The 25,260-nt window shown below is 52.4% G+C and carries 21 protein-coding genes; 8 read left to right on the forward strand and 13 right to left on the reverse strand.

All coding sequences use genetic code 11. From position 1 onward, the window contains the following. Positions 1–22: 22 nt before the first annotated feature. Complete coding sequence (locus tag AB1500_02360; GenBank protein MEW6182007.1) at positions 23–1,843, forward strand: flagellar assembly protein A; 1,821 nt, start codon at positions 23–25, stop codon at positions 1,841–1,843. A 119-nt stretch (positions 1,844–1,962) separates the two neighbouring features. Here AB1500_02360 and AB1500_02365 read toward each other — a convergent pair whose 3' ends face one another. Continuing rightward, positions 1,963–3,453, reverse strand: coding sequence for a glycogen/starch synthase (locus tag AB1500_02365; protein MEW6182008.1), 1,491 nt, complete (start codon positions 3,451–3,453; stop codon positions 1,963–1,965). Next, entirely contained in the window at positions 3,446–4,495 is a 1,050-nt protein-coding gene (gene galT / locus AB1500_02370; protein MEW6182009.1) for a galactose-1-phosphate uridylyltransferase, read from the reverse strand. Before galT ends, AB1500_02365 begins: the two co-directional genes overlap by 8 nt. A 190-nt stretch (positions 4,496–4,685) precedes the next feature. Between galT and AB1500_02375 the strand changes: the two genes are divergently transcribed. Continuing rightward, the gene (locus AB1500_02375; protein ID MEW6182010.1) at positions 4,686–5,387 is read left to right on the forward strand and encodes a septum site-determining protein MinC; all 702 of its coding nucleotides are present in this window, start codon (positions 4,686–4,688) and stop codon (positions 5,385–5,387) included. Here the strand turns inward: AB1500_02375 and AB1500_02380 are convergent. Together AB1500_02380 and AB1500_02385 are read right to left on the reverse strand one after the other, a co-directional pair. Next, positions 5,384–5,923: an NUDIX hydrolase gene (locus AB1500_02380; protein ID MEW6182011.1), complete on the reverse strand. Its 540-nt coding sequence runs from the start codon at positions 5,921–5,923 to the stop codon at positions 5,384–5,386. The two genes, AB1500_02375 and AB1500_02380, sit on opposite strands and share 4 nt — an antisense overlap. A 146-nt stretch (positions 5,924–6,069) precedes the next feature. After that, positions 6,070–6,285: a hypothetical protein gene (locus tag AB1500_02385; GenBank protein ID MEW6182012.1), complete on the reverse strand. Its 216-nt coding sequence runs from the start codon at positions 6,283–6,285 to the stop codon at positions 6,070–6,072. 120 nt (positions 6,286–6,405) lie between these two features. On the opposite strand from AB1500_02385, the gene AB1500_02390 reads away from it, so the two are divergent. Beyond that, the gene (locus AB1500_02390) at positions 6,406–6,858 is read left to right on the forward strand and encodes an Hsp20/alpha crystallin family protein (protein MEW6182013.1); all 453 of its coding nucleotides are present in this window, start codon (positions 6,406–6,408) and stop codon (positions 6,856–6,858) included. 19 nt (positions 6,859–6,877) lie between these two features. Here AB1500_02390 and AB1500_02395 read toward each other — a convergent pair whose 3' ends face one another. The 3 genes from AB1500_02395 to AB1500_02405 form a co-directional block, all read right to left on the reverse strand. Continuing rightward, a complete protein-coding gene (locus tag AB1500_02395; protein MEW6182014.1) occupies positions 6,878–7,129 on the reverse strand; it encodes a hypothetical protein in 252 nt (83 codons plus the stop codon). A gap of 211 nt (positions 7,130–7,340) precedes the next feature. After that, positions 7,341–8,180, reverse strand: a complete 840-nt coding sequence (locus tag AB1500_02400) for a zinc metalloprotease HtpX (protein ID MEW6182015.1) — start codon at positions 8,178–8,180, stop codon at positions 7,341–7,343. Between the two features lie 398 nt (positions 8,181–8,578). Further along, positions 8,579–9,415, reverse strand: a complete 837-nt coding sequence (locus AB1500_02405; protein ID MEW6182016.1) for a GGDEF domain-containing protein — start codon at positions 9,413–9,415, stop codon at positions 8,579–8,581. A gap of 549 nt (positions 9,416–9,964) precedes the next feature. Between AB1500_02405 and aprB the strand changes: the two genes are divergently transcribed. From aprB to AB1500_02430, 5 genes are all read left to right on the forward strand, one after another. Next, a complete protein-coding gene (gene aprB, locus AB1500_02410) occupies positions 9,965–10,405 on the forward strand; it encodes an adenylyl-sulfate reductase subunit beta (protein MEW6182017.1) in 441 nt (146 codons plus the stop codon). Positions 10,406–10,426: 21 nt separating this feature from the next. Next, positions 10,427–12,310 carry an adenylyl-sulfate reductase subunit alpha gene (aprA, locus tag AB1500_02415; protein MEW6182018.1) on the forward strand — a complete coding sequence of 628 codons (1,884 nt, stop codon included), beginning with the start codon at positions 10,427–10,429 and terminating at the stop codon, positions 12,308–12,310. A 247-nt stretch (positions 12,311–12,557) separates the two neighbouring features. Then, positions 12,558–13,799: a CoB--CoM heterodisulfide reductase iron-sulfur subunit A family protein gene (locus AB1500_02420; GenBank protein MEW6182019.1), complete on the forward strand. Its 1,242-nt coding sequence runs from the start codon at positions 12,558–12,560 to the stop codon at positions 13,797–13,799. Positions 13,800–13,803: 4 nt separating this feature from the next. After that, on the forward strand, positions 13,804–16,035 hold the full coding sequence (locus tag AB1500_02425) for an FAD-dependent oxidoreductase (protein MEW6182020.1): 2,232 nt from the start codon (positions 13,804–13,806) through the stop codon (positions 16,033–16,035). Positions 16,036–16,201: 166 nt separating this feature from the next. After that, a complete protein-coding gene (locus AB1500_02430) occupies positions 16,202–17,392 on the forward strand; it encodes a 4Fe-4S dicluster domain-containing protein (GenBank protein ID MEW6182021.1) in 1,191 nt (396 codons plus the stop codon). A gap of 241 nt (positions 17,393–17,633) precedes the next feature. Here AB1500_02430 and AB1500_02435 read toward each other — a convergent pair whose 3' ends face one another. From AB1500_02435 to AB1500_02460, 6 genes are all read right to left on the reverse strand, one after another. Then, on the reverse strand, positions 17,634–18,419 hold the full coding sequence (locus AB1500_02435) for a formate dehydrogenase accessory protein FdhE (GenBank protein MEW6182022.1): 786 nt from the start codon (positions 18,417–18,419) through the stop codon (positions 17,634–17,636). A gap of 104 nt (positions 18,420–18,523) precedes the next feature. Further along, positions 18,524–19,390, reverse strand: coding sequence for a class I SAM-dependent methyltransferase (locus AB1500_02440; protein MEW6182023.1), 867 nt, complete (start codon positions 19,388–19,390; stop codon positions 18,524–18,526). A gap of 339 nt (positions 19,391–19,729) precedes the next feature. Next, complete coding sequence (locus AB1500_02445) at positions 19,730–20,494, reverse strand: DUF4198 domain-containing protein (GenBank protein ID MEW6182024.1); 765 nt, start codon at positions 20,492–20,494, stop codon at positions 19,730–19,732. A gap of 201 nt (positions 20,495–20,695) precedes the next feature. Next, positions 20,696–22,009 (reverse strand): SpoVR family protein, encoded by a 1,314-nt coding sequence (locus AB1500_02450; protein MEW6182025.1) that lies wholly within the window; start codon positions 22,007–22,009, stop codon positions 20,696–20,698. A gap of 77 nt (positions 22,010–22,086) precedes the next feature. After that, a complete protein-coding gene (gene yhbH / locus AB1500_02455) occupies positions 22,087–23,217 on the reverse strand; it encodes a sporulation protein YhbH (GenBank protein MEW6182026.1) in 1,131 nt (376 codons plus the stop codon). Between the two features lie 20 nt (positions 23,218–23,237). Further along, positions 23,238–25,133, reverse strand: coding sequence for a protein prkA (locus tag AB1500_02460; protein MEW6182027.1), 1,896 nt, complete (start codon positions 25,131–25,133; stop codon positions 23,238–23,240). Positions 25,134–25,260 lie beyond the last annotated feature (127 nt).

Genomic DNA, 25,260 nt, shown 5'->3' on the forward strand with positions numbered 1-25,260 from the left:
TTTAATTTAGGAGGAGTCGGCTTTGGCCGTCGACACAGTGACAGAAGAAACTATCGGAATGGCCTGGGTTAAAGATAATAAGGTTTATGTTCGAAACCCGCAGGAAGAGGCGCCCCCGGCCACGATCGCGCCGGGAGAAGGGGTCCGGCTCACGGTCAACGGTGAAGAAAAGAAAGGTCCTACTCCCGTACGCGAACAGGACGTTATAGTAACAGAAACCATAGACAAAGAAGAACCCGGGCGCATCGCCGTCATGGTCGCTCCCAACAAGTTCAAGGCATTCCTCGACGTGCGTTTAACCAGGCGCACGACGTATCGGCTTTTGGACTCCGAGCCCGCTAACAACCTTTCTCTTGAAACCGTTTCCAAAACCTTGGAAGTGATGCCGCTCGACCGGGAGGCACTTAACAGCCTGCTCAAGGAAAGTAATGTTACGTACGGACTCAATGACGAGATGCTGGACGGACTGTACGACAAACCGGAAGCCGGACGGCACCTTATTGCGGAAGGTGTTACGGCCGAACCGGGAATCAACGAAAAACTAGACATCCGTTTCGCTCAGGTAGCGGAAGGCAGGCCGGCGATATCAGAAAATGGAACGGTTGACTACAGGGACCTGCAGCGGTTCATTTCCGTGGAACCCGGGGATATCCTTGCCGTTAGACTTCCGGGTGTGCTCGGAAAACCAGGTTACCGGGTTAACGGAGAAGAAGTACAGCCCTCCCCGCCTAAACCCGTGGAACTGATAGCCGGCAACGGAGCTTCCCTCTCAAACGGCGGGATGTTTGTTACCGCAACCGTCAGCGGCCTTCCGACTATAAGACAATCCGGCAGTCGTTTCACCGTGTCGGTGGAGCCGCTCCTTGTCATAAAAGGGAACGTAGACCTGGAAACCGGAAACATCAATTTCCGCGGTAATGTACGTATCAAAGGAAGCATAACGGATGCGATGAAGGTTTCCGCAACGGGTGACGTCATCGTTGAAGGCGACGTTTCTGGGGCTACCGTTGAAAGCCAGGGCGCGCTTACCGCCAGGAGCATCATCGCCAGCACGGTACACGCCGGCGGCCAGACGATCTTTTACGAAAAGCTCAGGAAGCTTACGGCGGAGTTGTTGCAGCATCTGGCACAGGCTCTGAAAGGTATCGCTTTTATGTTGGAACACGCCGCCGCAAGAAATCAGGCGCTCACCCCGGGAGGGGCTTTTCTTATCCTTATTGAGCAAAAATACCAGCAGGTTCCCGCTCTGGTCAAAGAACTCGCCAAACTCGCCGAACAGGCGCCGCAGTTTAAGGTCGTATTACCGGATAATTTTAATGATAGCTTTTTATTCTTGAAGAACGTGTTTGTGGGCCTGGGCGTCACCGCTTTTGAGAGCATCGAAGACATAGCCAAAGTTACCAAAGAACTTGCCGTAATCGACGGCGAACTGCTCAAACTCATCTCAAGCACGCGCTCCAAAGTGACCATACAATATGCACTCAATAGTCACGTAGAGGCTACGGGCGATGTTCTTGTCACCGGCCAGGGAGCTTATAATACAAATATTCAAAGCGGCGGCAAGGTGAAAATCGACGGGATATATCGTGCCGGGGAGCTCAACGCACAGGGCAATGTCTTTATCGGTAAAGCGGGCTCGGACATCGGCGTAAAGACCGCCGTCCGGGTACCGTCGGGCAAAAATATAATGATCAAGAAATCCCACCCGGGCGTTTTTCTACAGATAGGAAAACAAAAGGCTGAGGTGGAAAAGCCCATGCGCGAAATCGACACGACCATTAACAGCGAAGGACAAATCGAATTGAACGGAATTTCCTGGACCCCGACTGAAGGGGACAGATAGCCTGCTCGCAGGAAGCCACATGTATTAACCGCCATATCGGCAGACCGGCGTCACTTGGAAAGCGACAACGATCCGCCGTAACTCGAAACTCTCGCTGTTCCCATCTCTTCAAGATCCCTTCACGCGGTTCTCATAGCCAAGGTCTTCTTCGAAATCGCGTCCCGGTAGACCTGAAGGTACTCGACTCCCGAACGCGCCCATGAAAAATCGAGGGACATTGTTTTCTTAACCAGGCGCTGCCACATCTCCGGGTTGTCGCGGTATAGCTTCAAAGCCCGGGCAATGGTCGCGTATAGCTCTCGCGGGGTGTATTCCGTGAAGACAAACCCGTTTCCCGATACGGTAGCGGCATTAAACTCGCTTACGGTATCGGCCAATCCTCCGGTTGCTCTCGCGACGGGAATCGTTCCGTAGCGCATGGCGATTAACTGTCCCAGACCGCACGGTTCGAATTTGGACGGCATCAAAAATATGTCCGATCCCGCGTAGATTCGCTGCGCCAAAACGAGATTAAAACCGATATGCAGCCCGATTTTTTTAGGGTAGCGCTGCTTGAGGCGTTCAAAAACCTTTTCATAATAGGGGTCTCCGGTGCCGAGCACCACCATCTGGATATCCAGATGCATCAGTTCATCAGCGATTTCGTCGATCAGGTCAAGACCTTTCTGGGCGACGAGACGCGAGACTAAACCCAGAACGGGAACATCTTTAAACGGCAGTCCCATCTCTTTTTGAAGAGCGAATTTATTTTCCTTCTTGTCCTCAATGGTGTCGACACTGAAGTTGCGGTGAATCCGCGGGTCGGTAGCGGGATTGAACTCATGATAATTAATCCCGTTGACGATACCGTAGAGATCTTTCGACCTCATCCGGAGTACCCCGTCCAGTCTTTCACCCATAGCCGGCGTCTGAATTTCCCGGGCATACGTCCTGCTGACGGTACTGACCACGTCCGAATACAGGATTCCGGCCTTCATGAAGCTGAAGGTGCCGTAGAATTCAAGGAGTTCCGGCACAAAATAATCTTCTCCGATATTAAACAACTCCATTTTCTCCGGAGGGAAGTTTCCCTGGTACTGAAGGTTGTGGATCGTAAAGACGGTGGCCATTTTACGGTAGAAAGGGTTGTTCATGTATTGATTTTTTAGGAGCAGAGGGATGGGACCGGTCTGCCAGTCGTTGCAGTGAATGATATCGGGCTGCCAGCCGAGCCGCGGGAGCATTTCCAGGACTGCGTAACAGAAGAAGGCAAAACGCTCCGCATCATCAGAAAAGGCATAAATACCGTCTCGGTAAAAATAATTGTAATTGCCCGCAAAGTAAACGGGTACTGTTTCGCTTCTGCCCTTGTATTGCGAATCCAGCTTGCTTTTCCGTAGAATACACGTACGGAGCTCTCCCGCCAGTTCGACCGGAAAATCAAGGACATACTCCATGCCTTCGATTTGTTTGTAGTGCGGCAGCACCACCCGGATATCGTTTATCTGTTCGTCCGGTCCGATAGCCAGGGCTTTCGGCAGTGAGCCGGCGACATCGGCCAGTCCTCCCACCTTTGCGAAAGGCACTACTTCCGAAGAGACAAAAAGAACCTTTAGCGGCCGGTCAAACACTTGCCCTCACCTCCTGAACCGAACTGATTACTTCGGGACACCACTCCGCCGCGTCCCTCATGGCTGCCGCCGCCATTTCGGGCGGCGTAGGGTTGATGTAATAACCGGTGCCGAGTTCGAAACCGGCGATAATCGTCAGACGGGGTAGTATCTCGAGATGCCAGTGATAGTCATCGCCGGCGCCGTCGTTTACCGGGGACGTATGCAGCACCATGTTGTACGGCGGGTCATAAACCGTCTGCGCCAAGCGGCCCAGGCTTTCCCTTAATACACATGCGAGGTCGCGTACCTGTTCCTCCTCGATCTGCGCAAAGTCGCGCTGGTGTTTTTTCGGCAAAACCCACATTTCGAAGGGAAAACGGGCCGCATACGGTACAAATGATATAAAGTGATCGCCTTCGTTAACCACGCGCTCCTTACACTCGGCCTCATAGCGCCACATATTGCAGTAGACGCACCCGCCTTTTTCCCTCTCGAACTCTCTTACGCCCGCGATTTCCGCCCTTATGTCCACCGGTACCATGGGCAGGGCGATAAGTTGAGAATGCGCATGTTCCAAAGAAGATCCGGCGACAGAACCTTTGTTTTTGAAAATACTGATATATTTTAGACGCTCGTCCCGGCGTAAATCCAGGGAACGCTCCCGCCAGGCCCAAATCACTTCCGCCACCTGCCAATCGGACTGGTTTACAAGATTCGGTTCATGTTCCGTTGTTTCGATAATCACTTCGTGTGCTCCGACGCCGCACCGTTTGACGAGGTGCGCCTCCTCATAAAACGTCCTATTCTCTTCTTCGACACGACAGGCCGGAAATTTATTCGGAACTACCCGGACCCACCAGCCCGGCCGGTCATGTTTGCTGCTCAATTGCCGGAAAGCCAGGACTTCCGGCGGAGTATCCCCCTCGTGTCCCTCGCAGAGCGGACACCTTTCCTGCTTTTTTTGCTCGAGCGGAGGTTTATAGTCGGTTGGACGTTTCGCCCTTTCCGTACTTACCGCCACCCACCTGTCGATAACTGGATCCTTACGCCATTCAGGCAATATGCTAACCCCCTACGCACCGTTTCACAGCCATATGAAAATTGTTTTTATATTAATATACCCTTTTTTCTTCTTACAAGCTTGACCGGATAAAAAAAGCCGCAAATATTTAAACCTCATGAAGATAAAGCAGGAAAAAGTCTAACATTCTCGAAATAAAATACCCGTAAAGGACCGAGGGGGGAGAATCATGGCGGGAAATCAGAATGTCGAAATCAAAGGAACGCGTGACGGCCTAGTCATTTTCTTGAACCCTACCTGCGATTTTGACGAACTAAAAAACGCTCTTCTTCGTCAACTGGAACGCGCCTGCGATTTCTTCAAGGGAGCCCGCTTCACCTTTCACCTCGGAAAGAAAAACCTTCCTGTCGAACAAAAGCAGGAACTTGTCAGCATAGTTGCCCGCTACGGCCTTGTTTACACCGAAAACATCGCCTATCCTACGACAAACAGGACCGCAAAACCAACGCAGGCTGTCCGCGAACCCCAAAGTACCTTGCCGTCTAAAACACAATCCTCCGGCTCAGCCGATCTGACAACTGCATTGCCGCCGGGCGCCGGCGCCGCCCAATTGATTCGCCATAGCCTGCGCGCGGGGGAGTCGATCATCACCGATAAACACGTCGTTATAACGGGTGACGTTCATCCGGGTACATCGGTGACTTCAGCCGGAAGTATAGTCGTACTTGGTACTCTTAGCGGCAAAGCCGTCGCCGGCGCTTACGGCAATAAAGATTCCGTCGTTACCGCGCTGAGGTTTAGACCCACGGCTCTTTCGATCGCCGGTATCGCCGCAGGCCCGCCCTCGAAAACGCTCGTTAACGTTAAGGCGTTTATTAAGGGCGGCAGGGTTACCATCATGCCCCTCCGCGAATCACACAAGAATAATTAGCCGCGCTGTTCCAACACTTTACTGCTCCACAATAGACCACATATTGATTTGGCGTCACAAATTTCGCCCTTATAGACCATTTCCAGCGCCTTCGGGAACGGAATCCGGACCACCTCAACAAATTCATCCTCGTCGGTTTCCTGCTGGTGGAAAGAAAGGTCACGTACGAGGTAAAGGTGCATCATCTCGCTGGTAAACCCGGGGGTGGAGTAGAACCGGCCAAGGCACCGCCACGACCGGGCTCTGATTCCCGCCTCCTCGATAAGTTCACGACGCGCGGATGTTTCGGGATCCTCGGTCTCTTCGATCTTCCCCGCCGGGATTTCCACCAACACCTTTCCTACGGGGTGGCGATACTGCCGCACCATCACCACCTCCTTGTCGTCCGTAAGCGCCACCACTGCCACTGCCCCGGCGTACTCCACGACTTCCCTGGTGCCGGTACGCCCGTCAGGTAGAAGGACCGTGTCGACCCGTACGTTAATTATTTTCCCGCTGTAAACGCGCTCCGAGCTTAAGGTTTCTTCGTGCAGCATACTATTTCTCCCTTCTCAGGTCCTCAGTCCTCAGGTCCTCAGTCCTCAGTCCTCAGTCCTCAGTCCCGTATCCCGGACTTAGGACTTTCGACTAGGAACCTGCCCCTTAGGCAGGGCTATGGTCTCTATCGCCGCGTTACCCAACCTTACAAACCTGCCGCCGACCTTGTTCCCGCCGTCACAAGCAGGTGTGGTTCTGTTCCGAAGTCTTCCATCGACAATAAGCGTTCTTTCTTAGGGCACGGCGATAAGCTGTGTATTACGCTAATTTCGGATACGCCCGCTTTCCGTGCCGCATCGGGCAGCGCTTGTCTGTGAAAATCCTCGCGCGCCGGGCTGGTCACCGCACTCAGGTTCTGCATCTTATTCCTCTCTCTTCTATCGTTTTCGCGCCGCGGCCGGAGTCTTCCTTTAAGCGCATATAAACCTTTTTATACGGACATATATAAATAGACAGATCATCCTTGTAAAGGAGCAAAAACATGTCTATGATGCGGCGGCGTGACCCCTACGGCGAGTTGTCAAACATACGTGACCAGATGAACAAGTTGTGGGATGTCCTTCGGCCCGGCCTTGGTTTTCGTCTCGGCACCCCGGGTGAAATCCCTTCACCCCGGATCGACCTCCACCAGAGTGAAAACGACATCAGGGCGGTCGTCGAGATACCGGGCCTTGAATCCAAAGACGATATTGAGGTAATCGTAACTGATAATACGTTAACCGTGCGGGGGGAAATTAAACGGAGCTACGAGCAGGAAGGCGAAGGGGTATTCCATAGTGAGAGATACTACGGCGCTTTTAACCGTACCCTTAGTCTACCGGTAGAGGTAAAACCCGACGAATCCACAGCAAGCTACAAAAACGGCGTCTTGGAAATTCGCATGCCTAAAACCGAGGCAAGTAAGCGGCGAACGGTCAGGGTGCCGATTCATTAACTTCAACACTCTTCTGGATTTATTCGATCTTCCGCCGCTTTCCCACTTGTGACAGAAGCTCTTCCACCGTCGGCAGCCCACCCGAGGCGATGACTTCCTCCCCTATTGCAACCACCGGCAGCGGCAGTTCCTTATCGCGTATTTGCGCCGCGAGTTCAGCCGCGCCGGGGTAATCACCGGGGGAAGCCACGTCCTGGTAAATGACTCGAACAACCCCACCGAAATACTTCGAAACCGCTTTCTTGTAAAAATGGTAGCTTAACGGCACCACGGCCGAACAACCGCGTGGCGGTCATCCGGGACGATCCTCACGGGCCGGTATCGTGTCGAAAATCCAAACAGGTTGTTCCACGAATCAATCCCCTAAGTGGTCAGCAGTCACATTTCTTCTTCTCTCGGATCTGAGACTCGCGGCTTTTTTTACTCGGGCTCGGGACGGAGGACTTAAGATTTTACCCGTGACCCGTAACTCGCGTCAAGGCTTACAAGGTCATTTGCCGGAGTCTTTTTATCCGTTCGTTTGTGGAAGGATGGGTGCTGAACAAGCGCGCCATGCTGCCCGCCGAGAGCGGGTTTACAATAAAAAGATGAGAAGATGCCGGGCTTACCTCCATCGGGATCCGCCTTGCCCCCTGCTCGAGCTTCAGGAGTGCGCTTGCCAGACCGTCGGGGTGTCCCGCGATCCTTGCTCCCGTAGCGTCGGCGTTAAACTCTCCCGCGCGCGAGATCGCCATCTGTACCAGCAAGGCAGCGATGGGTGCGACGATCAGCAGAATTAAAGCGGCCAGCGGGTTGCCCCCCTCGTTATCGTCCCGGTTACTGCCCAGAATCATTCCCCATCGGGCTACGCTCGCGATAAGGGTTATAGCGCCGGCGATACTCGCAGCAATGGTACCAACAAGCGTGTCACGGTTTTTAACATGAGCCAGTTCGTGTGCCAGCACCCCTTCTATTTCCGTCTTATTTAAGAGGCGAACAAGACCTTCCGTTACCGCCACCGCTGCATGCTGCGGATTTCGGCCGGTAGCGAATGCGTTGGGCTGCATGGAAGGCGTGAGATAAACGCGCGGCATCGGCAGGCCCGCCCGGCTTACCAAACGCTCAACTATGTCGTATATCTCAGGGGCTTCGCTGCGGCTCAGCGGCCTTGAACCGGTCATCCTGATAACGATCTTATCGCTGTAATAATATGAAAAAAAGTTCATGGCAAGAGCGATAAAGAAAAATATTAACGCTCCCTGCCCTCCGAAAGCGGACTGACCGATAAGCACCAGTATTACCGACAGGACTGCGAGAAGCGCAACAATTCGAATCCTGTTCAAAATCATCCCTCCATAAAAGCTGTCTTAATTTAAGTTATTATAACCATTACAGCCGCTTAGTGTTTCGCTGAGGGAACACATACCTCTAATGCCGCCGCGCCCGATGACGGCCTAATAGATACTATTTTCTTTATTTGAGATTATACACCATTAAGGCGGCCGAAGTAAGTATTCAGTAACCAGGATAAATTTGACTCAAGCAAAGTACTGGCGGAAAAGGCGTTTAGTACCCCCTGAAATTAAAAATAGCCGACCCCGGCTCTTTAACTGGCTCTCTTCCTACCTTATTTTATTCTACCTTCTGAATTCCGGCTGAATTCCGGCTTCTGGATTATGAATTCTTCCTTCTATCTTCCACCTTCTACATTCTATATTCTGTATTCTGCATTCTATTCCTACTAACTCTCAAGCGCGTAAACCTGGTTCTTTCCTCCGGCTTTGGCCGCAAGAAGGTAAAAGTCGGCGCGTTTTAACAACTCTTCGGCCACCACAGCGTCTTGCGGGTACGTAACCACCCCGAGACTTATACTCATACCTCTGCTCCTTACAGCGTTGCGCAGCCTTTCCGCAGTCACCTTAGCCGAACGGGCATCAGCCCCGGTGAGGATAATTGCGAACTCATCGCCGCCGTAACGTACGACGACATCCTCCTGTCTCAGAGCCCCTCTGATGGTTTGGGCTATTGTCTGCAAAAGGACATCTCCTGTAAGATGACCGTGCTTATCATTGTACGTCTTAAAACTGTCGATATCAAGCATTATCACCGAAACGGGTATTGCGTACCGTTTCGCCCGGGCGACCTCCTCGCCGAGACGTTCAAACAGGTATCGGCGGTTATATACACCGGTCAGCGGGTCGGTAATAACCAGCTGCTGCAGATTACTTATGCTCTCACGAAGTTCAGTTTCCTTGGTTCGCGCGCGCTCAATCAACAACCCCAGAAAAAGTGATACTCCCACCGTTAAGACCACCGCCGGAAATTCGCTTTCGTTCTTTATTTTACCGACCGCTCCTATAAGCGCGGCAGGTATCACAGCGGCGGCAACCGCCCCCCTCAACCCCCAGGTGTAGGCACACAACGCCGACGGAACCACATACAGAATCCACACTTCTCTTCCTAAGGGCGCCGCAAGCATCCGGAGCGCGACCGGCAACGCCCAGCAGAGTAACAGCACAAGCGCCTGGCGGATCCCGAAATTCACCCCAATACCTATCGACCCCTTTTCGTTATTCATAATATCGTACGATCCGTCATAGCTATTAAATTGTTTGACCTGTATTTAGTTAAAAAAGTTTCGTCAAAAACAATAAATTTCCTTCAAGAACCACAGTGAAAAATTTCAAAACGCCCTGCGGGAGCACATGAAAACAAAAATTTTAAATTATCTAACTGCTTGACAAGCCAAAATGACCTTGTTAAAATAAACACAAACAAGCTCAGGGTAGCTAAGATATTCCTCTTAAACCAATGTGGTGGGTGAAGCTTCTTTGTTCGGCCGATGGCAGTACCGGTTTCGCGTCGCACCAACAACAACCAAAATCCTTCTGTTTAAAACATGACGGGTAAGGCCTATTTGCTTAAGTGGTTGTGACGCCGATGCAACCATATAGGACTAGCCTTTTTTGCATGTTTAACATGCATTGTGTTAATTACTATTCTTTTCGTAAAGGTCACAATTACGTCCGAATACCTACTTTACTAAGGAGGTGGTTAAAACAAAAGACAGCATCCCGGTTAGAGTAGCTACCTTAAGGAAGCAAAATCATTATTAGGAGGTTGAGTTATGCCCGCGTTCGTAATCGCCGAGAAGTGCGATGGTTGCAAGGGTCAGGATAAGACCGCATGCATGTACATCTGCCCCAACGACCTGATGATTCTCGATAAAGAGCGGATGAAATCCTACCAGCGCGATCCCCAGTTATGCTGGGAATGCCTTTGCTGCGCGAAAATCTGCCCCCAGCAGGCCATCGACGTAAGAGGATACGCCGACTTTGTTCCGATGGGATCGGCTTGCATACCTCTGAGAGGTTCCGAGGATATCATGTGGACCATTAAGTTCCGCGACGGCGAAGTAAAGCGCTTCAAATTCCCCATCCGGACCACACCGGAAGGCAGCGCAGTCCCGGACGGAGGCTACGGCCCCGGTTCTAAGGCCAACGATATCAACGACCAGTATTTGTTCACCGAACCGGAATCCGCAGGAATGGATTTCTTCGCGAAATAATTAACGAGGGAGGTTAAAAGAATGCCGGTCCCGACTTTTGAAACCGTAGAAATAACTACCGACATATTGATTTGTGGCGCAGGTATGGCCGGATGTGGCGCGATGTTTGAAGCCGCTTACTGGGCCAAGAAAAACGGCGTTAAGATTGTTGTAGCCGACAAGGCTGCAACCGACCGCAGCGGCGCAGTGGCGCAGGGTCTCTCGGCTATCAATATGTACATGAATACCGCCGGCGGCGAGCGCACGCCGGAAGCTTTCGCCCAAATGGTTTACGGCGACATGATGGGCATCGTCCGCCAGGACCTTGCTTACGATATCGCCCGCCACGTCGACTCGAGCGTGCACCTCTTCGAGAAATGGGGTCTCCCGATCTGGCGTGAGGCCGACGGGAAGCCGATCCGCTCCGGCGCATGGCAGGTTATGATCAGCGGCGAGTCCTACAAAATCCTCGTCGCGGAAGCTTCCAAAAAGGCCCTTTTTGATGCGGGCGGCGAGCTTTATGAGCGTGTCTTTATCATCGAGCCTTTGATGGACGGCGACAGGATCGCCGGCGCTATCGGTTTCAGCACCCGTGAGAATAAGATATACGTCTTCCGGGCAAAGGTTGTACTCGCCAACATGGGCGGCGCCGTGCACGTCTTCCGGCCGCGCTCCACCGGTGAGGGCCTGGGCCGCACCTGGTACCCGCCCTTCCAGACCGGTTCCAGCACCTACTTTACCTTAAGAGCAGGCGCGGAACAGTGCTGCCAGGAGATCCGGTTCGTGCCCGTGCGGTTCAAGGACGCGTACGGCCCGGTCGGCGCCTGGTTCCTCCTCTTCAAGTCCACCGCCACGAACGCTCTGGATGAAAGCTACATGCAGACCCGTGCGGATGACATCAAGGGGTGGGCGCCCTTTGACACGTTTAAGCCGATGCCGGCCAACCTCCGTAACTACCTGGGCATCCTCGACGAAATCGACGGCAAGGGTCCGTTGCTCATGAGGACCAACCGCGCGATCGCCGCCCTGGCCGAGAAATACAAAGACGACCCGAAAGCCTTCAAGAAAAAGATGAAAGACCTTGAAAGCGAAGCCTGGGAAGACTTCCTTGATATGACCATCGGTCAGGCCAACCTCTGGGCCGCGCAGAACGTACGCCCGGAGCAGGTTCCGTCCGAAATCACCGGCGCGGAGCCGTACTTCATCGGTTCGCATTCCGGCGCTTCCGGCACGTGGGCCAGCGGCCCGGCGGACATCGCCCCGCCCGAATACCAGATGGGCTACAACCGGATGACCACCGTGAAGGGCCTATTCGTTGCGGGTGACGCCTGCGGCGCCTCTCCGCACAAGTTCTCCTCCGGTTCCTTCACCGAGGGCCGTATCGCCGGCAAGTCCATGGTGAAATTCGCCCTCGAGAACAACACCCTGCCGAATCTCGATGCGGCTCAGGTCGAAGAGTTCAAGGGCAGAATCCTGAAGCCTTTCGAACTTTACGAGCAGCATAAAGACTACGGCACCACCGACGAGGTCAACCCGAACTACATCCTGCCGCGGCAGTACCTCTTCCGGCTCCAGAAGCTCATGGACGAGTACGCCGGCGGCTGGAGTTCCTCCTTCACCACCAATAAGACCAAACTCGATATCGCAATGCAGCTTCTCGATTGGCTCAAGGAAGACGGCGAGAAGATGGTCGCCCGTAACCTCCACGAGCTCATGCGGCTGTTTGAGAACCAGCAGCGTACCTGGCAGGCGGAATCGCACGTCAGGACCATCCTCGCCCGCGAGGAGACCAGATGGCCTGGTTACTACGCCCGCAAGGACACACCGACCATGAACCCGGACCTTCAGAAGTTCATCAACATGAAGTGGAGCGCCGCGGGTGGTTGGGAAGTCGTCGACAGACCCATGATCACTATTTTCAAATAAAACCGTAATATGGCGGGTGAAGCCCTTTAAGGCTTCACCCGCCATTTTCTCTTTTCCGGAAGGTGTATACGGCAGCCGGCCACCTTGTGCTTTAGAATTTTTCGGCGCCTTTAAGAAGGAAGATTTTTTTCTTTGTCGAATTAATTAAAATATTTTGAGTCTTTGGGGTCTGTCGCTTGTTAAGCTTGACGAGAAAAGGAGGATTATCAGGTGTTGTTGAGACACAACAGAAGGATGGTGGTTTTAGATGGGTAACAAGTCGATCCTGGTGGTCGGCGGAGGCATCAGCGGCATTACGGCCGCCCTTGAAGCTTCAGAGGTGGGATATGAAGTCTTTCTATTAGAAAAAAGACCTTTCCTGGGCGGCAGAATAACACAACTCAATCAGTACTTCCCCAAGCTCTGCCCGCCTAACTGCGGCCTGGAAATGAATTTGAAGCGTATCAAGAACAGCCCCTACGTCAAGTACTTCACCCAGGCTGAAGTGGAAGGGATTACCGGTCAGGAAGGCGACTTTACGGTTCAAGTAAAGCTCGCACCCCGCTTCGTCACCAACAAGTGTACCGCGTGTAATAAGTGCCTTGACGTCTGCCCGGAGGGAAGATCAGACGATTTTAATTACGGCCTCGGAACAACTAAGGCCATTTATCTGCCGAGCATGTTTGCCTTTCCTTTCAAGTTCGTGATCGACGCCCAGGCCTGCCAGGGGACCAAGTGCAACAAGTGCGCGGAGGTCTGCCCGTACGGCGCCATCGACCTGAATATGCAGCCCCGGTCTATGACGCTCCAGGTGGGCGCCATCATCTGGGCGACGGGGTACAACCCCTATGATGTCACCAAGCTCACTCAGTACGGCTCCGGTCAGTATAAAAACGTCGTCACCAACGTTCAGATGGAACGCCTGGCGGCGAAAAACGGTCCGACCAACGGACAAATTCTCCGTCCTTCGGACGGAAAACCGGTGGAAAAGATAGCTTTTGTCCAGTGCGCCGGGTCGCGCGACGAGACCAATCTGGCTTTCTGCTCCGCTATCTGCTGCATGGCTTCACTAAAGCAGGCCACCTATGTGCGTGAAAGACACCCGGACGCTCAGATTTCTATCTTCTTCATCGACATCCGCGCCCTGGGGCGCTATGAAGAGTTTTACAACAATGTAATGAACCTTGGAAACATTACCCTGGTTAAGGGTAAGGTCGGCACCATCACCGAGGATGCGACGACCAAGGACGTTACGCTTCAGGCTGAGGACCAGGAGGCTGGAAGACTGATCACCGAAACCTTCGACCTGGTTGTCCTGGCTACCGGCATGGACCCTGCTTCCAAGAACGTTTCTATCGATTTGCCGCGAACGGCCGACGGCTTCGTGGCCGATACCGTACCGGGGATCTATGGCGCCGGTTGTTCCAACCGTCCTCAGGATGTGTCCGGGTCGGTACAGGACGCAACAGCGGCGGCATTAAAAGCTATTCAATCTGTGGTGGGGAGGTAATACCGTGGACAAGGTAGGCGCTTATATTTGTACCGGTTGCGGGCTTGGCGACGCCCTTGATATCGAGGCCTTGACCAAGGTAGCCACCAAGGATTCAAAACTACCGATTTGCAAAACACATGAATTCCTTTGTGGCCCCGAAGGCTTGGCCTTGATTAAAGAAGACATACAAAACGAGGGTGTCAACGGGGTGGTGGTCGTCGGCTGCTCGCCGCGGGTTAATACAGACATCTTTGATTTCGGCCCCGAAGTATTTGTCGACAGGGTAAACATCCGTGAGCAGGGAATCTGGTCTCATCCACCGAATGATGAGGACACTCAGATGCTTGCCGAAGACCAGCTCCGCATGGGTGCCGTCAAGGTAAAAGAGGCTCAAATTGTGGAACCTTACAAGTTTGAAGAGCTTGCCACGGCCGTGCTGGTCGTCGGTGGGGGGCTCGCCGGCATCACCACCGCTCTTGAAACCGCAAAAGCGGGGCGGAAGGTCGTCCTAGTGGAAAAGAACGACACTTTAGGCGGCTGGGCGTCAAAGCTTTACAAGCAGGTGACGCTGAAACCGCCATACAACGAACTGGAAAACCCTGATATCAACGACCGGATTCAACAGGTCCAGAATAACCCGAACATCAAGGTTTACACGGGTTCTAAAATGAAGAGCATCGCCGGCAGTCCCGGGATGTTCAGCGCCAATATTTTACGCAATAGCGGCGAGGAAGTCACTGAACCGGTTGGCGCCGTTGTGCTTGCAACCGGCGCGGTACCGTATGACGCCGGCAAACTTGAGCACCTGGGCTACGGAAAGTTCGCCAATGTAGTTACGTCGGACCAGCTTGAGGAAATGGCCGTCAAAGGTAAGATCGCCCGTCCTTCCGACGGTAAAGAAGCGAAAAACGTGGCTTTCATTCTTTGCGCCGGCTCGCGTGATCCGGAACATCTTCCCTACTGTTCTTCCGCGTGCTGCGTCGAGTCTTTGAGACAGGCGATTTACGTGAAAAGACAGAACCCCGAATCGGCCGTGTACATCTTTTTCAGGGACTTGCGGGCGCCGGGATTCCAGGAATATCTTTATAAACGCGCCCAGGAAGAAGGGGTTGTATTCTTCCGCAGCGAAAACGCCAGGATCGAAGAAAACGGCAGCGGCCTTGTAATAAAGGCCAAAGATGTACTGGTAAACGACAACATTGAAGCCGCCGGGATCGATCTTGTGGTTCTTGCTACTGGTATGGTACCTACAGCGGGCCTTGGGGAAATGATAATGTCATCGTTGGAAGATGAAGAGAAAAAGCCGGGAGTCGAGATACTAACAGTTCGTCCCGATACTTACTATGTATCAGACCTTTTGAATCTTGAGTACCGCCAGGGCACGGAGCTGCCCATGCTCAAATATGGTTTCCCCGATTCCCACTTTATCTGCTTCCCTTACGAGACACGACGCACCGGCATTTTCGCTACGGGCACCGTACGCGCCCCCATGGACATGCCGAATACGATCAGGGACGCCACCGGCGCCGCCCTGAAGGCCATCCAGGCCATCGAATTAACCGCCAAGTCGGTCGCCGTGAGCCCGCGCGTCTGGGACAACTCCGTCACAGAGTTCTTTATGCAGCAGTGCACGCAGTGCAAGCGGTGTACGGTGGAGTGCCCGTTCGGCGCGATTAACGAGGACGAAAAGGCCAACCCGCTCCCCAATCCGACGCGCTGCCGCCGGTGCGGTACGTGTATGGGTGCCTGCCCGCAGCGGGTCATCTCGTTCAAGAATTACAACGTCAACCAACTCGGCAAGATGCTTAAGGACGTCGAGGTTCCGGACGAGGACGAAGAGAAACCGAGAATCATTGTTTTCTGTTGTGAGAATGACGCCTATCCGGCATTGGACATGGTGGGTATCAAACATGAGGCGACCATAAGTCCCTGGATCAGGATCATCCCCTTACGGTGTATGGGGTCCATGAACCTGATCTGGGTGGCGGACGCTTTGGCCAAGGGCATAGACGGCGTACTGCTCCTCGGATGCCGCCATGATGAAGACTACCAGTGCCACTTCGTAAAAGGAAGCGAGCTGTGTAACGTCCGGCTCTCTAAGATCAAGGAAACCCTCGACCGGCTGGCTCTCGAGTCCTCCCGGGTGAAATTTGAAGCAGTCGGGATTATGGACTACCATCGCCTTCCCGATATCATTAATGAGTTTGCGGCGAATATTGAAGAGGTCGGTCCCAACCCGTACAAGGGCTTTTAAAGGGAATGTCGCGCTAAGACGCGAATATATTGACACTAAGGAATTCAAGATCTAACGGGAGCAGAGGCCCGTCACCGAACCCGCGTGCGGGCCCTGCCCCATCCCCTATCCTAGTGTCAGGAGTCCTTTTTAAAGAATAAATTTTAACTTAGGAGGGGAAAAGGGAGTGGCCATCAGAGTTAATCCCAACCTTGCACGGACTTTGCAAAAGTTTGGGGCCAAAACTGCTACCCATTGTTTCCACTGCGGGAACTGCACGGTCGTCTGTCCCCTTTCGACTGACGACAACCAGTTTCCGAGAAGGTTTATGAGGTACACTCAGTTGGGAATGGAGGAAAAACTTAAAAACGCCGTTGAGCCTTGGCTTTGTTACTATTGCGGCGACTGTTCCCGGCTCTGTCCCAGACAGGCCAGCCCCGGCGAAGTCATGATGTCCATGCGTCGTTACCTGACATCGCTTTACGATTCGACCGGTCTATCCTTAAAGCTTTACACCTCCAAATCCTTCGAGATGATGACCGTAGTCGGGTTGTTTGCCATTACGTTTATACTGGCACTGATAATAGGGGCAGGCGCTCCTTCCGAGCATGCGGAACTCCAGAAGTTTATCCCCCGGTCTTATATTATTGTGGGAGGCATGCTCTTTGGTGCCGCTATTGCGGCAATGGTGGTTAAGAATGCTCTTCGAATGAAGAAGCTGATAATCGACGACGCCCAAGGTCATTATGCCAGAATCCCGACCTCGGTTTACACCAAGGAACTAGGAACTTTCCTGTACCATTTCCTTTCTCAGAACAAGTTCAGCGAGTGTACGAACAGAGGCAGGTACGTCAAGCATTTCCTGTTGGTTTTCGGATTCCTGGTCTTCGCCTTTTATGCGGGTTTCTTTGTGGTTATAGAAATAGTCAAGGAATGGATCCATGTCGGACTCGCAGAAGGGTTAAAGGTCGCTTTTGTTACTGGTGCTTCACACCCGCTGTTCCCTTGGGGCCATCCGATAAGGCTTCTCGAATATGCGGCTACCGCAGCGGTCCTTTATGTGGTAATTGAATCGTTCATCAGCAGATCCGGTAAGAAAGAGCCGCTGCACGAGAATTCCCACTCCACGGACTGGACGTTCCTGTTCCTGGTAGGCGGTACGATTCTTACCGGCCTGATCACACACATATTCCGGAATCTTGACCTGGCATGGGCCACTTACATCACCTTCGCCCTGCACCTTGCTTTCATCGTCACGCTGTTTGTGGTCGGCGCCTTGCTCGCCAAGTGGGCGCACGCCGTTTACAGACCCCTTGCGCTGTATTTCGTTAAGTGCAAAGAAAGCGCGCTGAAGCTCCGGCAGGACGACATTATGTAGTACAAACGTCAACGGCAGGATTATATTGGTTCTCAAGCTAAAGGGGAGCGTTTATCAGCTCCCCTTTAGTAATCCTAAAAGCTGCTGCAAGACAGCGCCTTTCTGTTCGGAAGTCGGATGCGGAATATCGGAAGCCGAAGTTATTGAAGGAACCTAACTCCTCGTTTAGTGCCGGGTACTTTTGACTACCGAAAATCCTTAAGTCAGTTTTTTACCGATTTATTTGTTTTATAACACTTTCCTAAGTTTTATTGACAAATCCGAGCTGCATAACCGTCATGTCCAGAAAAACGGTCTTTATGTCCTCCCAGAATAAACTTGGGGGCATATCCTCCAACCCCCGCAAATCGATTGTCTTCACATAACCCCTGCAAACACTGCATACATCAATACGGTAAGGACCTTCTTTTAACTCATAGAAACTCAATTCCTCGGGCGACATATTTCCACAGAAAGGACAGGCGACCCTCATGAATCGCCACTCAGTATCACAAAGACCGCAATATAGATAGCGCCTTCCGTCTTTATCTAATTTGGCGAAGTTCGGCTTACTGCCGCAAACCGGACATTCCCCTTTCCCCCATGTGTCGAACTCATATTTTCCCCGCAGCCTCCTTGAATATGCGGCAAGATAAAGCCGGAGCACATGACTGAAAGCGAATCCAAAAACGTCCGGCGGGATCTCCTGCGGATTTTTTAAATAATTTACCGCTTCGCCGCTGCGTTTTAGAAGCGCATGAATCATCGCTCCGCAGTCAGTCTTGTTTTCAGGCAGGTTATTCTTTAAAAGAGACAGATCGCCCGCCATTTGAGGGAGATATCCGGCCAGCAAATCAAAAATCTGCCCCGCCACCAACACGAACTGCTCCTGATCGATTACAGGTTGAGCGCATTCGAGAAGGGGTATGCTGTTACCCGTACTCTCCAACGGCCCGCCGTTCAGGGACAGCGCCGTATCCGGCAGGGATACCTTTTCGAGCTCACGGTAACAATCGGCAAGGTTCGGGGGAAAAACCGGCTCAATCATATTAAGAATCCTCCTGTAGCCGCTTGAAATAAAAGCAGATGTCAGAAGCCGGAATTTGTGTACTTTCATCCGGCCTCCGACTTTGGGCCTCCGGTTCCGTAGCCTTAATTACGCGTTACGCCCCAGAAGAGAACCGCCAGGTGCCCCCGCCTGCTTCGGCGGAATACCCCTTCTATGCTCCGGGCCTCTAAGAACCGCCTTACCTTCTCTTCTACTGCGGGCGTAACCTTCATATAGCGTTTGAAAGAACCGCAGTAACGTTTAACGGCCTCTTCCAGGGGCCTCTCTTCCTCCCAATAATCAGGAATAAAATTAACATCCGGAAGGTACCCCGAGGCATAAAGGTAGTTCCACGGATATGTCGCATCGAAGCTCCCACCTGGGTACGGCTCGCCGGTTACCGCAGGCCAGAGCTCGGCGAGAACCGGATTCTTGTATCCCCGTGCGAATTCTACCAGACAACAATACCGTCGCGACGCGGCAACCATCTTAATCAAGCTTTCAGGGTCTCGAACCGCCGGGGTCAAAGAAGCAAAGCTGAGGTCGAACCTCTTTCCCCACCCTGTCTTCGCCGGTTCTATCTCCTCCCAGGCCGCGTTAATCACCGTAATATTGGTAATTCCGTGCTCTGCAGCCTGTCCCTCTAAGACAGCACACATTTTCGGCGAACTGTCAACACTGACTACCTCGTGAACGTGCGGCGCGAAAAGAAGAGCGTATACCCCGGGACCGGAGCCTATGTCCAGCACGGATGCGCCTGAATGAAGCGCACCTTTCGCGAGCAAAATTTCCGTCACTTGTTTAAGACGGTCTCGATCCTGAAGGCTCCGGCGTTTCCCATAGTTAGCTGCCAGAGCGTCCCAGAACTCCCTGTCGTTCTCGTGGGAACCATGACACGATCCCGAACGTCTTCGTGTCTTCCGCCATTCCTCTTCCCAAAACTCCCGGTCTGTCAGGTGTGCGATTACCATTTCCTCCTATCTAAAAAAAACCGCCAAGACGCCATGAACGCCATGAATCAAGAAAATAAATATGTGATAACAATTAAATCGTTATTTCCAGCATCATAACGGCCCATTGCTGCGTTCCGTGTATGTTACAACACTGCTTCCAAATTTCAAGCTTACGGGTATTTTCAGATTTCGTGTTATCCGGCACTCAGTCCAACATTTGTGATTGTTATGACATCGAAGAACCAAGCCGCGGTATCTTACTATAAGTACCAGATACCTTCTGAGTGCTGGACATGTGGGACTCCTCTGAAAAACGCTCAGAAGCGTGTTGTACCCAAAACGCCGTTCTCCGAAGAATTAACCTTCCTGAACAACGGTCAAGCCGAGTGTGGCGCTGAATATCCGCCGCTCATACTCCCCTGGCACGCCCCGGTTTTCATCAGCGTGGCGCACGTAAAAAAGCCAGTCTCCCGAATTTGAAAGCGGCACCTTGACCTGTCCCTTTCCGTTTGTAACAAACCGCTGCGCCCAGTCGTTTTTACCCCATCCGCCCCATGTGGCGGCAACCATTACCTCGGGCAAGAGCACGCCGCGGTAACGAACTTGAAGTACCACCTCGTCCCCCACCTGATATTTTCGCGGCGCCATAACCAGTTCAAGTTCATGCCCAAGGAAACTTAAATCCGCCTGCTTAAAAAGGTCACCACACGCCGCGCAGAAATGACCTGCAATGAAATAGTTTTTGGCGTACTGGTAGTAGTACCCCGCATCCCGGGCATCCGGATATTCCAAGCGGGTACCGTTTTTGTAAAGTCCCCCTTTGGTTACGACAATAGGCCCTACGTCGTTTTCCACAGAAACCGCCCATAAGCCTTCCCGTCCCGGTTCCAGGCGCAGGACGTGATGACCCTTCTCATCACGCCTAATCCTTAACTCGTGGCATTCGCCGCCCGGGTCAAACGCTGAGGCGCTGAGCTTATCCTCCTGTACCGACCCTTCCGGACGCATCGCGTGTCCATAAAAGACCAGACACCGGGTCTCTTCTCCCCGACACCGGTGGTAACTCTCCGGAAAAACCCATATTTCGTGTCCTTGTACAACCCTTAGCATTGTCTCCCTCAAAAATATTACTTCTTTTGCTGGGCACCGCGATAAGCTTCGCATAGCTACGTAGCTCGGCAAGTCAAAGTCCTCACGGAAGATCGTTGATATTCATTATAATCACTTCGGAAAACCAATACAACCCGCCTTAGCGGGTCGTTATCGTCACGGGAAATTTTATCGAGGCTTAGCCCAAATGCGTATGCCGGACAGACCTAACGCTCAGATAATGCTTTTGGAAACCTGGTCGCGGTTTGCATAAAACACCGCCCGCCGGCCGGCGATCAGGGTTTCGAAATGCACGGGGCGTCCCCACAATCTGAAAACATACCTCAAAACATGCTCCAGATGGCGTATATCCAGCTCCACTCCCTCGTAGACGTGACGAAGGTATAATTCCCCCCGGCGGTTATAGTCGCCGTCAACCACCACTATATAAGGATTCCCTCCGTTTTTCATACCTGCAAGCAGCGCCTCCCGCACCCTTTCCCAATCCGTCGTCGTCATCCGCCAGTCCTGTCCTACTTGTTGATAGACATACAGCCCAAGTTCCTTAACCAGGTCCTGCGTTAAATAGTTCCGTATCAGTGAAACGTCGTTCTCCACCTCCCGGATCTCAAAAAGCTTCTCTCGTCCAAACCGGCGTTCGATGTCTTCAATGATTCGCAGGCCCAAAAGGTATGGGTTTACAACACGTTTTCCCGGTTGAATAAGTTCCGCATGCATCCTGGCGAACTCCACCGCGTCCGCCGTGTCGAGTTCCAACTCGCGGAGCAGCCGCAGGTGCCAGAAAGTGGCCCATCCCTCATTGAGTATCTTTGTCGCTAACTGGGGCCAGAAATATAAGGCTTCCCTGTGGACAATCATCATCACATCTTTTTCCCACTCGGCAAGCTCCTGGGAATGCTTTGCGATATAAAGTAAAATGTCCTTTTCCGGTCCGGAAACTTTTTTTTTATAAACCGTACCACGAGATTGCGTGTGCTTTCGAAGATCTAAAGTCATTTCAGGGTTGCGGGCGGGAAACCGCGAATGTCCGTGGAATTCGTACGGGTCGATATGCTCCTGAATCGCCAGTACGGCATTGAGGAATTCTTCGACCCGTTCCCGTCCGTGGAGCGCCTCGTACCGTCGGATCCGGTCCGCCGAGCGGGCCATTTCGTCTATCATCCGGCGTGAGGTGCAGCTGAAATACACATTGTTTTTAAAAAAATCACTGTGAGCAAGCACATGCGCAACGATAAGCCTATTCTGAATCAGCGAGTTGCCCGAGAGCAGGAAGGCATAACAGGGGTCGGTGTTAATCACCATTTCGTAAATGCGGCTCAGCCCATACTCGTAGCACATCTTGACACGGTAATAAGACTTACCGAAACTCCAGTGAGAAAAGCGTGTCGGCATCCCATAGGCGGTGAAGGTGTGAATGACTTCAGAAGGGCAGATCTCGAACCGCATCGGGAAAAAATCGAGTCCCCGGGACCGGGCAAGTTGAACGATCTCAAATATAACCGACTCCAAGGTTTCAACTTCTCCCATAATCAGTAACCCATTCCCCCGGAAAACCTTTGTATTCTACACCGCCCGGTTTTCCCAAGATACTCCTTACCCTTCCGCTATGTTTTATTCCGTGAGAAAAACGCCTTAAGCGCCGTATACACATCACCTTTATCCCGCAATGCCACCGAGATAAAACCCGGGTCGTCAATAACCCGGTAGGCGGTCCGCAGGGTACTCGTATAATAGTAAGGACCCTCAATCTCCCCGTATCCCACCAGGTTAGTGACCTTTAACAGCTTCCCGACCAGTTCGACACAACAATCGTTATCCGAGGCCAGGTTATCGCCGTCTGAAAAATGGAAGGCGTAAACGTTATAATTACGTGGTAAGAAGCGTTCATAAATAATTTCAAGCGCCAATTGGTAAACCGCCGAACAGCGGGTTCCCCCGCTTTCCCCTTTACGAAAAAACTCCTCTTCCGACGTTTCCCGGGCTTCGGAATGATGAGCAAGAAAAACCGTTTCAACATTGCGGTAGTTGGTCTTAAGAAAACGCATCATCCAGAAGAAAAAACTGCGCGCTATATACTTTTCGAAAGGTCCCATCGACCCCGACGTATCCATCATCGCGACAACCGCAGCTCCTATCTCGTGTGACTTATCGGTGTCCCACGTACGGTATCGCAGATCCTCAGGACGCATACCGTAAAAACCCGAACGGCCGGCACGGGCATTGCGCTGAAGCACCGCAAGCAGGGTGCGTTTATAATCAAGGTTTGCGGAAATCCCATGCCGCCGAATTGCAGAAAACTCAAGATTTTCAAGTGTCGGTCCGGACTCACCTTTTGATTCCAGATTCGGCAGAGATAATTCTTCAAAGACGATATCGGCGATTTCGTCCACGGCAACCTCCGCTTCGTAATAATCAACACCCGGCTCTTCACCGGCCCCTTTCCCTTCCCCCTTCAGGAGCCTTGAAATCACCGGGTCCCCTACGCGAAGCTTGTGGTTCCCCTGGCCTACATACTGCACCTTGCCGGGATTGAACCGGAAGCGGTATTCCTCGAGTGAACGCATGGGAACTCGAACGACTTTCCTCCCGTTTGTCAGAACCACACTTTCCTCAGTGATAATATCTGAGAGTCTCCTTCGGACGGCTTCCCTTACCTTTTTCCGGTGCCTCTCGGCATCAACGCTTCCTTTTCGGTAAGCAGACCAGTCCTCCCGGTTCACCGTAAAATCCACCATCCCGCCTCCACCCTCCCATTTCACCGGCTCAGTAGGCTCCCGACATACCGCAGCAATTCCCCGGCGCAAACCGGACAGTAACCATAATCCGATACCAACCTGTCGCTTACCGCCCTTACACTTTTCGTCCGTTCCGGGTCAGCCGTCCTGGCGCAGGTAATGGTTTTAATAACGCTTTTCAGGTCTGCAAACAGTTTTCTTTCAATGGCTTCCCGGAGCCGGTGGTGTGCTGTATAGTCGAACTTTTTCCCTTTGCGGGCGTAACTTGAAAGTCTGATAAGTATCTCTTCCCGAAAACTTCTCCTGGTGGCGTCGCTCACGCCGATCTGCTCTTCGATGGAACTCATCAGTCGTTCATCCGGAGCAATCTCCTCGCCGGTCAGCGGATCAAATATCCCGTTATCGTTACAATATGCCTCAACGTTGTCCAGATAGTTCTCGAAAAGGGCCTGCGCGGTCTCTTTAAAAGAATCGACCAGTGCCTTCTGTACCTCGCGCTTAGCGATCTCGTCGTATTCACAACGTGCGGTTGATATTAGATCAAGGATTCGCTCATGCTCCTCCGCCGTTATCGAAGGATGCTGGTCAAAACCCTCCCTGAGAGCCCTCAACACGTCCAGGCCGCTGATACAACGTGTCTCGGCACGCATCAGCGCCGTGCACAACCGATTAATTACATAACGGGGATCTACACCGCTCATTCCTTCATCCGGATGCTCGGACAGAAGTTCCGCCAATTCTTTTTGGCTGAAGTCTTCCACGTCCCCGTCATCGTAATGCCTCATTTTTATGGCAATATTCATGCCCTGTCTCATGGATTCCTTAAGGCGCGAAAGCACCGAAAACATGGCAGCAACCTTCAGGGCGTGCGGCGCGATATGAATACCTCTAAGGTCGCTTTGACCTAGCAGTTTTTCGTATATCCTTATTTCATCCGAAACCTTAAGGTTGTAAGGGATTTTAATGACTATCATGCGCGAAAGAAGCGCCTCGTTCTTACTGTTGCTGACAAAAGCCTTATACTCCGTCTCGTTGGAATGAGCCACTATCAATTCGTCGGCGGAAATAAGCGCAAAACGCCCGGCCTTAAAGTTGCCCTCCTGCGAAAGCGAGAGCAGGTTCCACAGAAAACGCTCGTCAATTTTAAGCAGTTCCTGGAATTCCATTATGCCGCGGTTAGCGATATTGAGTTCCCCGTCAAAACGGTAAGCGCGGGGATCGGATTCCGAACCGAATTCCGTAATCGCGGAAAAATCAATACTTCCGGTTAATTCCGCGATATCCTGGGATTTCGGATCCGAAGGCGTGAAAGTGCCGACTCCTAACCTTTTCTCTTCAGAAAAAATGATACGCTCTACAGGCACATCCTTTATCGCACCCCCGAAGTCGGTTTCCAGCCGCAGACGGCAAACCGGGCAAAGCTCACCTTCGATGCTTATGCCGTACTCCCGGTGGAATTCCCCCCGAAGTTCCCTCGGAATCAGGTGCAGCGGTTCCTCGTGCATGGGACATCCCTTAATTCCGAAAACCGCGCCGTCGTCAGTCCGGCTGTATTCCTCAAGCCCCCGTTTCAGAATGTTAACCAGGGTTGATTTCCCGCCGCTGACCGGTCCCATCAGTAACAGAATGCGCTTTCGGACATCCAGGCGCCACGCCGCCGGGCGGAAGTATTCTTCAACTAGCTTTTCCAGTGACCGGTCAAGCCCAAAAAGCTCGCGGGAAAAAAAGCGATACCGCTTTCTCCCCTTAACCTCCTCAACGCCGGCTGCGGTAATCATATTATAGATTCTACTGTGCGCGAGCTGGCAAATCCGCGGGTTGTGCCGTACCAGATCAAGGTATTCAAAGAAAGATCCCTGCCATACCAACCGCTGCTCTGCGGCATGGAAGTCTTCTACCCGCTTTAGAAAGCTCAAACCTCCCCCTCCTGGCGATGCTATGTTCGACTGACGTATCGGCTTGTATTAAATGTATGCGCCGGCAGCCACAAAAAACACGCCGCCGGGACACCGCAATAACAGAGTTATCACTACCGTATATTCC

This window comes from Bacillota bacterium, from assembly GCA_040755295.1.
Lineage (GTDB): Bacteria > Bacillota > Desulfotomaculia > Desulfotomaculales > Ammonificaceae > SURF-55.